Origin of the sequence: Paenibacillus sp. FSL E2-8871, from assembly GCF_038000345.1 — a bacterium.
Classification (GTDB): domain Bacteria; phylum Bacillota; class Bacilli; order Paenibacillales; family Paenibacillaceae; genus Paenibacillus_AQ.
On record NZ_JBBOBV010000001.1, the window covers coordinates 6607928 to 6622224 of the forward strand.

Annotated in this window: 11 protein-coding genes; 8 read left to right on the plus strand and 3 right to left on the minus strand. The window is 43.9% G+C overall.

Going from position 1 to position 14297, the window contains the following annotated elements; genetic code table 11:
* The first annotated feature begins 7 nt into the window (after positions 1 to 7).
* From NYE25_RS29500 to NYE25_RS29510, 3 genes are all read left to right on the plus strand, one after another.
* On the plus strand, positions 8 to 865 hold the full coding sequence (locus NYE25_RS29500) for a helix-turn-helix domain-containing protein (protein ID WP_341049264.1): 858 nt from the start codon (positions 8 to 10) through the stop codon (positions 863 to 865).
* A 439-nt stretch (positions 866 to 1304) separates the two neighbouring features.
* Complete coding sequence (locus NYE25_RS29505; RefSeq protein WP_341061588.1) at positions 1305 to 3065, plus strand: ABC transporter ATP-binding protein; 1761 nt, start codon at positions 1305 to 1307, stop codon at positions 3063 to 3065.
* Between the two features lie 5 nt (positions 3066 to 3070).
* A complete protein-coding gene (locus tag NYE25_RS29510; RefSeq protein WP_042186361.1) occupies positions 3071 to 4930 on the plus strand; it encodes an ABC transporter ATP-binding protein in 1860 nt (619 codons plus the stop codon).
* Between the two features lie 69 nt (positions 4931 to 4999).
* Here the strand turns inward: NYE25_RS29510 and NYE25_RS29515 are convergent, their stop codons facing one another.
* The 3 genes from NYE25_RS29515 to NYE25_RS29525 all read right to left on the minus strand — a co-directional run bounded on the left by NYE25_RS29515 (position 5000) and on the right by NYE25_RS29525 (position 7695).
* Positions 5000 to 5248, minus strand: coding sequence for a DUF7667 family protein (locus tag NYE25_RS29515; RefSeq protein WP_042186363.1), 249 nt, complete (start codon positions 5246 to 5248; stop codon positions 5000 to 5002).
* A 615-nt stretch (positions 5249 to 5863) separates the two neighbouring features.
* Positions 5864 to 6904, minus strand: coding sequence for an HD-GYP domain-containing protein (locus NYE25_RS29520; protein WP_076284183.1), 1041 nt, complete (start codon positions 6902 to 6904; stop codon positions 5864 to 5866).
* Between the two features lie 77 nt (positions 6905 to 6981).
* Complete coding sequence (locus NYE25_RS29525) at positions 6982 to 7695, minus strand: molybdenum cofactor biosynthesis protein (RefSeq protein ID WP_042186367.1); 714 nt, start codon at positions 7693 to 7695, stop codon at positions 6982 to 6984.
* Positions 7696 to 7831: 136 nt separating this feature from the next.
* On the opposite strand from NYE25_RS29525, the gene NYE25_RS29530 reads away from it, so the two are divergent.
* The 5 genes from NYE25_RS29530 to NYE25_RS29550 all read left to right on the plus strand — a co-directional run bounded on the left by NYE25_RS29530 (position 7832) and on the right by NYE25_RS29550 (position 14167).
* Entirely contained in the window at positions 7832 to 9271 is a 1440-nt protein-coding gene (locus NYE25_RS29530) for a bifunctional metallophosphatase/5'-nucleotidase (RefSeq protein WP_341147529.1), read from the plus strand.
* Between the two features lie 72 nt (positions 9272 to 9343).
* A complete protein-coding gene (locus tag NYE25_RS29535; protein WP_042186371.1) occupies positions 9344 to 10171 on the plus strand; it encodes an undecaprenyl-diphosphate phosphatase in 828 nt (275 codons plus the stop codon).
* Between the two features lie 145 nt (positions 10172 to 10316).
* Complete coding sequence (locus tag NYE25_RS29540; protein WP_341049259.1) at positions 10317 to 11420, plus strand: HD-GYP domain-containing protein; 1104 nt, start codon at positions 10317 to 10319, stop codon at positions 11418 to 11420.
* Positions 11421 to 11650: 230 nt separating this feature from the next.
* Complete coding sequence (gene yfkAB, locus NYE25_RS29545; RefSeq protein WP_341147530.1) at positions 11651 to 12787, plus strand: radical SAM/CxCxxxxC motif protein YfkAB; 1137 nt, start codon at positions 11651 to 11653, stop codon at positions 12785 to 12787.
* 51 nt (positions 12788 to 12838) lie between these two features.
* On the plus strand, positions 12839 to 14167 hold the full coding sequence (locus NYE25_RS29550; RefSeq protein ID WP_042193528.1) for a hemolysin family protein: 1329 nt from the start codon (positions 12839 to 12841) through the stop codon (positions 14165 to 14167).
* Positions 14168 to 14297 lie beyond the last annotated feature (130 nt).

Genomic DNA, 14297 nt, shown 5'->3' on the forward strand with positions numbered 1-14297 from the left:
GAAGCATTTGGGTTATATAGAATGTTTGCAGAAAACTATTGATTACATCGAGGAAAATCTAAAAGGACCCATTTCCATTGAGGAATGTGCGTTACGGTCAGGGTTCTCAAAATTTCATTTTCACCGGATTTTTGGAATCCACCTTGATGTCACCCTAATGGAATATGTCCGTAGGAGACGGTTGGGTTATGCGATGGTTGATGTCATAAACGGCAGAAGAATTCTGGACATTGCGCTGGACTATGGCTATAGCTCAGAAAGGTCATTTAGTAGAGCTTTTCAGCAGGAGTTCGGTCAACTACCCAGTTGCTGCAGAAATGTGAGATATGCCTTGCCGTCTAAACCGTTGCTAAATGATCAAATAAACCAATTACGCGGAGGAATTAAAGTGGACTATTTAAGTGAAGTCACAATAGGCAGCTTGGGCGCGATGAAGGTAGTGAGTGGGGTAAGGGTCAGTGATAATCCTGAGGATGAGGTAATTAGCTTTGTCACTGAATGGGCTAAGAGGGCTGGGATTAGGACCGATGCTAGACAATTTGGTTTTGATGTTCCTGTTAGCGATGAGGATCAAGAGAAAGGGCTAAGGGGCTACGAATATTGGGTAGTTGTAGAGGAAGAGCCTTCTCTCCTGGAATCGGGGCTTGAATATAAACATGTTGAGGACTGCAAATATGCAATCCTGCGGATTACAGAGCCGATGGTTGATCCTTTTGAGCGTATTCCGTTAGGATGGAAAAAGCTTGGAGGATGGGTAAACAGCAGAGGTTACAAAACCTCTTGTGATCAGGAACGCTTCTGGTTGGAAGAGGTACAAGAGATCGACGGTTCGGTCTACATGGATCTTTATTTTCCCATAGAATAGATGTAAGACCTACAAGATAAACACTTTGAAAAAGAGTGTCCTTCTTGTAGGTCTTTTTTGGCTTAAACCGAACAACTTGGACAATGGATTTTCATTTGGAAATCGATGATAATTCTCCTGATCTGAGGAAAATTTCCAATAATTACGTAAATGACCTGATAAAGGCCTTCTTTTTAGTGGCCAATCACTTCAAGGATCATGATGTTTCTTAATTCAACAGCATTAAGGAGGAAAATCGAGTATTTTAAGACAATGATGGTCGTTTATCACCTATATACGGGGCTTTTTTCCGAAATAACAGGATAAACGCTCAATTCTACCCTTTGCCGCTTTAAATTAGGGATGATACACTGCTTAAAGTCACTAAAATTGTAAGCGCTAAAAAACAAGCTTATGATGTTAGTTTTAATTCAAAAATTGCTTTACTAGGAGGAGAGATATGGATGTTCTCAGGCAACTGCGAGGCTATTACCGAGAGAAGCTGCATTATTTGATTCTTTCGATCGTATGCTTGGCCGCCGCAACTGCAGTGGGGCTAATTACCCCCAATTTGTTAAGGAAGCTGATCGATGAAGTAATTGTTCCACTTAAGTTTAAAGAGGTGCCCGTGTTGGCTCTCAGTGTGTTAGCTGTAGTAATCGTAAAAGCATGCCTGCAATTTGCACATGGTTTTTTTGGAGGGCGGTTAGGTAATTTTCTAGCATATCGGCTACGTAACGCTTGTTATGAGAAATTACAATTTCTATCTTTCCGTTATTATGATACCGCGAAAACAGGAGATCTGATGTCCCGGCTGACCGGGGATTTGGAAGCGATTCGGAACTTTATCGGTTTTGGTTTTGCTCAGTTGCTAAATGTGTTTTTTATGGTGCTCTTTGGTTCGATCATGATGTTCACCATTAATTGGCAGCTAACCTTGGTTACTTTGATTACTATGCCATTTCTGGCAGCAGTAGCTTTAAGATTTGAGTCCAAGATTCATCCGGCCTTCCAAGAGATGCGCCTTGCGCTGAGTTCTCTGACAACGGCTGTACAGGAGAATATCACGGGTGTGCGAACTGTCAAATCGTTTGCTAGAGAGGCTCACGAAGTTGAAAAATTCTCACACCGTAATGAACGTTATAAGAATAATCAGATTTTTGCCGCTGAGCTCTGGAGTAAGTTTTTTCCTGTCATGGAGCTTTTAGCATCGGTAAGTATAGCTATCCTGTTAGGCGTAGGTGGTACACTCGTTATTAACGGGAAAATGTCACTAGGTGAATTGGTTGCCTTCTTCAGTTTGATTTGGTACATCATTGGACCGGTATGGGGTCTAGGCTTTCATATTAATAACTATACACAGTCCAAAGCTTCGGGAGAACGTGTACTTGAAGTACTTAATCAAAAAATTGATGTTAAGGATAAAGAGGATGCCCGTGAACTGGTACCTTCCGAGGTTAAGGGGGACGTTGCCTTTAATCATGTCACCTTTGCGTACGGGAACAAAATGCCTGCTGTTACTGACATCCATTTTGAAGCTAAATCAGGTGAAATTATCGGATTTCTTGGAGGCACAGGTTCAGGTAAATCCACTATTACTCAACTGATGATGCGTGCTTATGATGTCAATGAAGGGAGTATTACGCTGGATGGCATTGATATTAGAGAATACAGTGTGCGCAGCCTGCGGTCACAGATTGCCACCGTATTTCAGGAAACATTCCTGTTCTCCTCATCCATCCGCAACAATATTTCATATGGCTTGAAAAATGTAAGCATGGAGGAGATTATCCGTGCTGCACAGCTGGCAAAGGCGCATGATTTCATTATGGAGATGGCAGACGGCTATGACACTGTAGTGGGTGAACGCGGGATGGGTCTCTCTGGCGGACAAAAGCAGCGGATTGCGATCGCAAGAGCCCTGCTTAAGAATCCGCGTATCCTCATCCTCGACGATGCGACCAGTGCGGTCGATATGGAAACGGAACATGAGATTCAAGCGGGATTCCAGGAGGTCATGAATGGGCGTACAACACTTATAATTGCCCATCGGATATCCTCCTTGCGACATGCGGATCAGATCATTGTTATGAACGAAGGTCATGTTCAGCAGCGTGGTACTCATCAGGAGCTAATTGAAGTTCCGGGTCCATACCAAGATGTATACCGGATACAATATGCTGACTTTCTGGCCAGAGCTACCGGAAGAGGGGAGGAGTGAGGCATATGAAACTTGAAGCCAAACAGAACACCGCTTCGGGAGCAAAGCGTAAAGCAGCCGAGCAGAAGACACTTGACGAACGTTTCGTGTACAAAGATGATGATGTGATCGACAAAGCGTTTGACTGGAAGCAGTTCACCAGATTATTCAGCTATATGAAGCCTTACGCCAAACAGATGCTTCCACTGGTTTCTATCATGATGATTCTGGGAACCATTACGAAGCTGACCGTTCCTTTCTTGACAAGTTTAGCTATCGACCGTGCTATAGCGCCTAAGGTTGGGAATCCAAGCTTAACACTTCTTTATTCGCTTACCGCAGGTGTCATTGTCTTATATCTCATTCAATGGATTGCAGGTGTGTACCGGATTAAGTACACGAACATCATTGGACAAAGAGTCATTTATGACTTGCGTTCTGACTTGTTCAAGCATATTCAGAAGCTCTCTTTTAACTTCTTCGATAAACGCCCAGCAGGTTCGGTATTAGTACGTGTGACGAATGATATCAACTCATTGCAGGATTTGTTCACGAACGGGGTAGTCAATCTGATGATTGACTGTGTACAGCTTTTGGGGATTACCATTATTCTGTTATTGATCAACTGGAAACTTGGTCTTGCAGTAATGGTTACGGTTCCGATCATGTTCTTTATTTCTACTAAGCTGCGTCAGAAGATTCGGATCGCTTGGCAGGATGTGCGGATGAAGAACTCTAGAATTAATTCTCACTTGAACGAATCGATTCAGGGGATCAGAGTCACACAGGCCTATACACAAGAACGTGAAAACATGAATTATTTCGATTTTATGAATACAGATAGCAAAAAGTCCTGGAATAAAGCATCTGCGATGAACCAAGCTTTCGGGCCGATGATCGAGATCACTGGTGGTTTTGGAACGATGATCCTCTTTTGGTTAGGGGCGTATCTCATCCAATCTGGCGAGCTTACTGTCGGTTTGCTGGTAGCGTTCAGTTCTTATGTTAGCAACTTCTGGGACCCGATCAACCGTCTGGGGCAGATGTATAACCAGCTGCTGGTAGCGATGGCCTCCTCAGAACGGATCTTTGAATATTTGGATGAGCAGCCTTCGGTTCAAGATAATCCAGGGGCTAAACCACTAGGAACGATTCGTGGAGATATTAACTTTAATAAGGTTGTTTTTGAATATGAAAAAGGTCGGGCGGCTTTAAAAGGCATCGATCTGGATGTAAAAGCTGGGCAATCGATCGCGCTGGTGGGTCATACTGGCTCGGGGAAAAGTACGATTATTAACCTGATTGGCCGGTTCTATGATATTAAGAGCGGAAGAATTACGATTGACGGTGAAGATATCCGTGAAGTTACTCTAGATAGTCTGAGAAGGCAGATCGGAATCGTGCTGCAGGACACCTTCATTTTCTCAGGAACGATTCGCGATAATATCCGATTTGGTCGACTGGATGCTACCGATGAAGAAGTGGAAAATGCCGCGAAAGCAGTAGATGCCCATGACTTTATTATGAAGCTTCCTGGAGGGTATGAGACAGAGGTAGAAGAGCGTGGTAGTGCCTTGTCCATGGGACAGCGTCAGCTGCTCTCCTTTGCCCGTGCACTATTGGCGAATCCACGGATTTTGATCCTTGATGAAGCTACGGCAAGTATTGATACAGAGACGGAGCTGAAGATTCAAGAGGCACTCAAAATCTTACTTCAGGGCCGGACCTCCTTTATCGTCGCTCATAGACTATCTACCATTCGCCATGCGGATAAAATAGTCGTTCTGGACCATGGTGAGATTAAAGAAGAAGGAACCCATCGAGAACTGACATCACGTGATGGTGTGTATAACGGATTAATAGAAGCGCAGTTCCGCTTTCTATAGCAAAGAACAACAGCCCATTCCAATTGCGAAAGCAAATGAGGAGTGGGCTGTTTTATATCGTACGTCCAATTATTTCGGACGTTTAGGCAATCTACCCGTTATACGTAGCTCAAACATTTGGGCACAAATATCCTGATGCCACTGTGTATCCGTTGTTTGTTCCGCTAACAGTATTTCATTCTGTAGTCGTGCCATCTCCCAACAGTAAGTGGCATTCACCTGAAGGCATTGCTGTTGTTCCGTTTCTTCGGAGGCTGTAAGCTGGCGTAGACGACTTAGAGTGAATAGCTCGGCAAGACGTTCATGGACTGGAAGCATACTTTTTACCTCCTAGAAATATTTAAACCACATATTAGTCTCGCCAAGAAAAGTGTAATTCAATCATCAAGAGATTAATGATAGGAGGGGTACAACTGACTAAGGATTATGGGCAATGGGAGGATCTGTTGGGGATTTGTAGGAAGGAAGAATTTAGGTAGGTACAGATTAAAGAAGGTAAGGAATAAGGAACCTGGATTCGGAGCTTTCTATTGCAGTATTTACAATAGAAAGCTCCGAATCCACTCATAAAATAGCATCTACTGCACTTTGTGCAACAGTATTAGGAAAATGTGCTTATAAAAGACGTTTTCTTTATTTTTGATTGCATAAAATACAACAGAACTACAATCCAGCTCTACGTACAAGAATTCTGTTGCACATAATACAACAGAAAAAATCCCCCGAAAGAAAACGGGGGATCATGGATTTCGAAAGATAGCTTTGAGGCCTCGATCTTTGCGCCAGCAAAGCAGGAGCCTCAAGGTGAGGTTACACAAGGCGTTCCTTCTATCCACCATCGCCACAAGTATACATCAAACTTCCGGGTGTCCAGAGGGCGGAGCCCTTGGGGCCCTCCCTTGGAAGGGAGGGTTTGGGAGGGATCGAAATGCCTTAGTCCATGTAAATTTCTACAATGGCAACGTTCCGTTCGCGGGAAAGGTCCACGAACATTCCGTCAACCTTTACCAGTGGTCGGAAAATATCGACCAGATTGTTCATAATAATTACGCCAATATCACCTGTGTTCAGCAACACACGCTTGCCGATGAAGTTGGGCATTAAATGCTGGATAAAGGCTTGAACGGTTTTAGCGTTCAGTTTACCGAAACTTAGATTGTTTATTTCACGCAGGACGGAAATAAGCTCTTGCTTCGACTGATAGACTCGTTTAGAAGTCATCGCACTATAAATGTCAGCTACAGCTGCAATTTGTGCATAAGGATGAATATCAGATTTGGTTAGACCGCTCGGATAGCCAGAGCCGTCCTCACGCTCATGATGTTGGAGCGCAGCCAAAGCTGTGTAAGAATCGTCCATGGAATTACGTATAATTTCGTAGCCGTACTTAGTATGTAGTTTGATTTCCTCGAACTCATCTGGCGTTAGCTTCCCTGGTTTATTCAAGAGAGAGGGTGAAATTCGGCATTTTCCAATATCAATCAAATAGCCTGCACGACCAATTTCATAGCATTCTTGTTTGGAATAACCAAGCCATATCGCAATATAATAAGAGAGCATGCCTACCTGAAGGGAGTGATTATAGGTATAGTTATCTTCCCGATCTAGCAAAAGCAGGAGGGACACTACATCTTTATGCTTGTCCAAAGTTTGAAGCGAAGGCTGAAGAATGTCGTTTACCACGGATTGGTTGAAGCTTCCTTTTAATAACGCTTCCATATAAAGAGACTCGAAGCCGTCAATCATGGTATCAAAACTAGTGGTCACCGTCTGAATAATTGAAGGTCTGCTGAGGGGTGATACCTCTTCCTCTAACGTCTCGATATCAACATAATCAACTCCAAGCTGCATCAGCTTGGCGATATCATTTATTTGGAGCAGTGATCCTTTTGGTAGTACATGTAAACCCCTAGAACTATATGCGTCCGCGTTAAGGTGATTACCAGGTTTTAGATCCGAGACGTGTACTCTCAATGCCTATGCCACCTTTTATCCGATTTTATCCAGAATATCAACAAAGTTCAGATTTTTCAATCAAAAAGGAGAAAAGATTATTTGTGGATTGTATCGCTAGCTTTTTGATCAGAGTTCACCCAATGTTGGCCCGATTCATTAATGTCTTTTTTCCAAACGGGAACCGTCTGTTTCAATCGTTCAATGGCAAAGCGACTGGCTTCGTAGCAGGTATCGCGATGGGGTGTGGAGACGGCAATGATAACACTTGCTTCCTTTAAACCTACAAGCCCAATGCGGTGAGATATGGCGCAGTTTGCGTTCCAGCGGTTCTTCACTTCTTTACCAATCTCCTCTAGTTTACTTAAGGCCATAGGAATATAGGCATCATAATGAAGTGCGGTTGTACGTTGTTCTCCGGTCATTTCACGTGTAGTGCCGATAAATAATAAGGATGCTCCGTGATTGACGTCAAGAACGGCATCTAGAAGCTTCTCTGCATTTAAAGGCTGGTCCGTTATGCTATAGAGACCATCAGTAGTAGTTTCATATATAGTGCCATTCTCTCCCCCGGAAACTGGAGGAATAAGTGCGACTTCGGAAGACGCTGTGATGATAGAATCATCAGGAGCATATTCCCGGTCAATGGCAATTAAAGAAGCCCCAATTTGGGATGCTGCATTCGGATAAGAGGCAGATAAAAGCTCCTTCAGCTTGCCAGCTGTTAAGGGAATCTCAGTCGCTTGGAAGGACAGAGAAGAAGAGCCGATTGTCTCAGCCAGACCCGCGAATAGTCGGATAGTAATATGCATTTTTATTCTCCTCTGATGTATGATCTGATGTCTTCAATATACCATAATGTGTCTGAAAATGTTATGCTAGGCTCTATAAGATCACGCACCGACTGCTTCATTAAAGAGCAGCTCAAGGGTAGGAGGAATGTTGCTTATGGGGCATGTGCCACAAAGACTGACCATACTTCATACCAATGATATACATAGCCATTTTGAAATGGTAAGTCCGGTGGCAGCGGAAATCGCCGCACAAAGGGCTGCAGCGGGAGAAGAGCCTGTACTGCTGCTGGATATTGGTGATCATATGGATCGTGCAGCTGTTGAGACAGAAGGCACTATGGGTCAGGCTAACATCGATGTATTAAATTTAACAGGATATGATGCTGTAACCATTGGCAATAATGAGGGGCTCACGTTCTCTCAGGAGATGTTGTCATCTATTTTTTCCGGGTTACAGTGCCCGGTAGTATGCTGTAATTTTGTAGAGTCTTCGACAGGAGAGCCGCCAAGCTGGATGAAGCGTCATGCGGTCTTGGAGAAGGATGGAATTAGAATTGGAGTGACCGGAGCAACAGCGGCATTTACTTCGTTCTATTCCCTTTTGGGCTGGGATGCTTTAGATCCTGAGACTGCACTCCGGGAACAATGCCTACTTTTAGCGCCACAGGTGGATATTTTAATCGTTCTATCTCATCTTGGACTTCCTACGGATAAAATTCTGGCAGAACGGTTAGAGGGCGTACATGCCATTCTTGGTGGACATACGCACCATCTGTTAGAAGAGCCTCTTATGATTAATGGTACTGCCGTATGCGGTGCTGGTAAATTCGGTCGGTATCTCGGGCGTCTTCAATTTGAGCGACTAGATCCTCAGTCTGATTTTAGCTTAGTGACGGGTGAATGTATTCCTATTGACCCCCTTCTGAAGGAGGAGGTTATAGGTCCTGCAGTCGCTATTCATTTGAAGCATGGCCAAGAATCTCTTCAGACGATCGCTGCGATTACTGACCGTGAGCTTCCTTTGAACTTGCGGGGAGAGTCCCCCTTTGGCAATCTTTTGGCACAAGCAGTCCGTAGATTTACAGGAACTAGTATGTCATTAGTTAACACGGGTCAGCTGCTAGGACCATTGCCGGAAGGCGAGGTTACGACAGGGATGCTGCACGCACTTTGTCCTTCTCCCATCAATACTTGCATCATTAAGCTGAAGGGTATAGATATTCGCACAGCTTTGGAACAGAGCCTTACAGAGGAGTTTTATAGTAAGGTCATTTACGGGTATGGTTTCCGCGGGAATCATCTGGGCAGCTTGGCAGTAGATGGATTAAAAATCTTGTACGACCCACTAATGATACCGTATGATAAGAGTGTTGCAGTTTTTGTCGAAGGAAACCCACTGGAGGATGAAAGAGAGTATAATGTTGGTACGCTGGACATGTTTACTTTCAGGGCCGGCTATGAGACGATCGCGAATGGGAAGGATGCTTTGTTTCTATTGCCACATTTTTTGCGCGATCTCTTGCGGATGGAGTTACAGCGTCCAAACAGCCTCGATGAATGCATGCTCACTCGCTGGGAGGCTAAGTCTGAATAAGGCCGACAGCTCATAATCTACACTTATAGACTCCATTTAACAGTGCTAGATTCCCAAAAATAGGAGGACATTATGGACACGATTACAGCTATTATTTTAGCAATTGTCGAAGGGATCACTGAATTTATTCCTGTATCTTCGACCGGACACATGATCTTGACCACGAAGCTATTAGGCTTCGCGGAGCAAGATTCGATTATGAAGACTTATGAAATTGTAATTCAACTAGGGGCGATTTTGGCGATTGCACTTGTTTACCGCAAACGAGTACTCAATTTGCTAGGGATTGGACGTAGTAGTTCAGGTAGAGGTGGCGTTATGCCGGCATCCCGTCTGAACTTAATTCATGTGATTCTCGGGATTGCCCCAGCACTTGCTGTGGCATTTTTTGCCCGCGATTTTATCAAAAGTCTTTTTGGAGCTTCGACTGTACTCTGGGCACTTGTGGCCGGAGGGATTCTAATGATTGTTGCAGAATGGGTGAACAGACGCAAAATACGAATTACTGCTCACGAACTGGATGATTTGTCTTACGGACAGGCGCTCGCGATTGGATTGTATCAGATTATTTCGGTACTTTGGCCGGGCTTCTCCCGTTCCGGGTCTACTATTTCCGGGGGGATGTTAAGCGGGGTCAGCTACAAGGCTTCTGCGGATTTTTCCTTCCTCATAGCCATTCCTATTATGTGTGCGGCTTCCGGATATGAACTGCTGGATTCGTATAAAAACTTCACAAGTGAGACGATTGGTTATTTTGTAATTGGTTTTCTGATTTCTTTTGTAGTGGCATATTTAGTGGTCATTTTGTTTATGAAATGGATTCAAAAGATTCGATTAACGCATTTCGCGATTTATCGATTTATTCTTGCTGCTGTATTCTGGTTGTTTATTATGCGTTAATGCCCGTTGGCATAGACCTAGACACATCTGATTTTCTTTAAGGTACACCTGTCTGAATTTCCATAGAAACGGTATAGACAAAGCGTGTGACCCAAGGATTTCAATACAGAATAGCATTTTACCGTTAAAGGCAGGAGTGAGTTTAGTGCGTTTAGTATCCGTGAATCAGCTTCAAGCAGGCATGAAATTAGGTAAAAAAATATATAATGATGAAGGTCTAACTCTACTCGCGGACGGGGTAGAGCTTACGGATGCATTGATCAAGCGTCTTGCAAGAATTGATATCGGCTATATCTACATAGAGGATTCTGTCACGGACGATATTGTGATTACTGGTATTCTACAGGATGAGACGCGCAATCAGGCCCTAAAGGTGATTCGTAATCAATTTCAGCAAATGTCTGGGGCTTCAGGAATTACCAAGGGTCTGTATCATCTGGACAAAAAATTTTCTAAGATCATGGATAACATTTTAGACGATATGTCTTTACAAGAAGATCCGATGATCATGCTGATGGATATGCACACTGCTGATAACTATTTATATGTCCATTCCCTGAATGTCTGCTTGTACACTTTAGTGCTTGGTATTGCTCACGGGTATAGTAAAGAGGAACTTCGAGTGATTGGGCTAGGCGCGCTGCTGCATGATATTGGAAAGACACAAATCCCGATAAAAATCGTACAGAAACCCGGCAGGCTCAGTGATGAAGAATTCCGCCACATGCAGGTTCATACCGAGATTGGGTTTCAGATTCTAAAGGAGGAGCCGAATATCCCGCTGCTCGCAGCACATTGTGCCTTGCAGCATCATGAACGCATTGACGGTTCCGGATATCCTCGCGGATTAACAGGACCCCAAATCCATGAATATGCCAAGTGGCTGGGTGTAGCGGACTCCTATGATGCCATGACCTCCAATAGAGTCTACAAAAAGGCTATGCTGCCACATCAAGCCGTTGAGGCCCTCTATGTTGGTTCCGGTACTTTATATGAGCAGAAGCATTTAGAATTGTTTAGAGATCGCGTAGCTATCTATCCGCTGGGGCTTACGGTGAAGCTCAGTACGGGGGAGAGCGGGGTTGTGGTCAAAATAGATCCAAGTACGCCTCACAGACCCACCGTACGTGTGCTTACGGGTCCTGAAGGAGAGGAAGTCGTACCGTTTGAACGAGATCTTAGTAAGGCCCTCTCCGTTGTTATTATTGACGTCGCAGAACAAGGCGGTTCTCCGGAAACGCCAAATTGATTATTTATAGCAGCGTGGAGAGAAGATTAGGCTTATCCGAAGATATGTCGGAAGCCTATTTTTCGTCTCGCTGCTTTTTTTTTTTGAAATGTAGCGCAAGTATAGAAGGCCAGAAAGACATCATAAGTGCAGTTTTTTTGACTAACGTGGTATGATATAGGGTAAGTCATCGTTCTTTCTTCATGATTTTGGGTTAATAATAGGAATAAGATTTAAAGGAGCTAGTGCAAATGAATGTTTTAAGACCATTAACATCTTCAACGAGGGAGCTGTCGCCAAGTTACGATCCATGGGATCCAATCACTTCTCTACGTAAGCATGGCCGCCATGTGCTAACGAGTGTGGAATTCACTGTAACCAATTTATGCAATATGCGGTGTGAGCACTGTGCTGTTGGTGATAGTCTAACCTCCAAAGAAGGAGATATGCTACCGCTTAAAAATATGCTAGACCGTTTAGAGGAAGTTGAGCATCTAGAAACTATTAGTATTACGGGTGGAGAGCCCATGTTCCGCGCCGGAACGGTGGATAATATCATTGTGCCATTGTTGAAATACGCCAAAGAGCGGGGAATCAGATCACAAATTAATTCTAATCTGACTATGCCGTATTCCCGTTATGAGAAGCTGCTTCCATATCTGGACGTTATGCATATTTCATTTAATTATGTGAACGGTGACGATTTTCATGAAGTCGGTTTTGCGAACAGTGGTCATGCGGTTGCCAAGGAAGCCGCTTACCGGCTATATAATACAATGATTGAGAACTCTCGCCAACTAAGTGAGGATGGTATGTTAATTTCTGCGGAAACTATGATTAATTACCGTACCCACACTAAGCTGCCTGAAATTCATAAGCTGATTCTCGACATGGGAGCAAAACGCCATGAAGTTCATCCGATGTACAATTCGAGCTTTGCTTCCGCTTTGCCAGTGTTATCTTTAAATGAAATGCGGACAGCGATCCATTCGTTACTGGACCAGCGTGATCCAGAGGTATGGATGTTGTTCGGCACGCTTCCGTTTTTTGCTTGCAGCTTCCTTGAAGAAGATCAGAAATTGCTAAGTAGAATGCGTGCAGAGAAGAATGTTACGCTTCGTAACGATCCGGATGGTCGGAATCGTGTGAACGTAAATATGTTTACTGGAGATGTTTTCGTTACAGATTTCGCTGATATCGCAGCCTTTGGGAACATAGACAACCAAAAACTGGATGATATATTTATCGATTGGCAGACGAAGCATCCGCTGAACCAGAAGGTGAATTGTTACTGCGATGCAGCAGGTTGTTGCGGACCTAACCTGTTAGTAGCGGATATGTATTATCCGGAAGTTGATTTCAAAACTAGAAAAGCGATCAATCTGTAGAAATGAGGCGTTGTTAAAGTGGCGCATACGGAATTTGAAGTAGGGAGATTAATGCTTAATCTTTTGCTTGTTCTGGTGCTCGTATTATTGAACGGTATTTTTGTAGCAGCGGAGTTCTCATTAGTTAAGGTCAGGCAGTCTCGTCTGACCCAACTTGTCAGTGAAGGTAATAAAATGGCTGGATATGCACTCAAGGTAAATAAGAGACTGGATTCTTACTTATCTGCCACCCAGTTTGGGATTACACTCGCGTCACTGGGATTAGGCTGGGTCGGTGAGCCGGCTATTTCAGAGCTGCTCGTTGAACCGTTAATGTATAAAATGGGGATTACCGACGGTACTCTGATTTCTACTGTTTCTGTTGTTATCGGATTTTCGATTATTACATTTTTACATATCGTACTTGGTGAGCTTGCACCGAAATCGCTTGCGATTCAAAGAACAGAAGGATCTGCGCTACTGCTCTCGGCACCGCTGATGTTCTTCTACAATCTCTTTATGCCTTTTATCTGGATACTGAATGCATCTGCGAACGCATTGCTTCGTTTAGTGGGTGTTGAGCCCGCGAATGAGAGTGAGGCAGCCCACTCGGAAGAGGAAATTCGTATCCTGATGAATCAGAGTGCTAAGAGTGGTGTCATTGATAAAGATGAGATGAAGCTGATGGATAACATCTTTGAATTCTCTGATCTTCTCGCTCGTGAAGTCATGTTGCCTCGTACGGATATGGATGTGCTGTACAGCAATCTTTCGCTCGAAGAAAATATGAAGATTATTACCGAAACAAGACATTCACGTTATCCGGTTGCTTTTGAAGACAAGGACCGTATTATTGGTTTTATTCATATTACCGACCTGCTGTTTGCTCCACCTGAGCAGCAGAATGATCTTACGACGCTGGTTCGACCGATTCTTAACGTGCCGGAATCGATGGAGATTAGCCATACGCTTCGTTTTATGCAGAAGAATAAAGCTCAGCTAACGCTAGTTGTCGATGAATACGGCGGTACAGCCGGGTTACTGACAGCAGAAGAAATTCTGGAAGAAATCGTAGGCGATCTGCATGACGAATTCGAAGATGAGCGTCCGAGTGTGGAGCGTAATGGTGATTATATTTCCGTTGAAGGCCGGATGTTGATTGAAGATGTCAACGATCTTACGGGTGTAGTGATCGAGGATGATGAAGTGGATTCCATTGGTGGCTGGTTGTTTAAGGAGCTGGAGGGGAATCCAACCAAAGGAAAACGGGTTAAAGTAGAAGATGTGATATTTGAAGTCGAGGAATCGACAAGATTGCGGATCACTCGAATTAATATCCATCGGGAACCCCCCATTGAGAACGAAGAAAATCCATCAGAGCCGGACGGAAATAAAGAATAACCTATTGAAAATTGTGCGTATTGTTCCGAGTGATCAGGGATAAAATGAACTCCTCCTGCTAGAGCTGCATGGCTCATGACAGGGGGAGTTTTTTTGTGGACACATAAAGGACATAACACTCGACTATGCT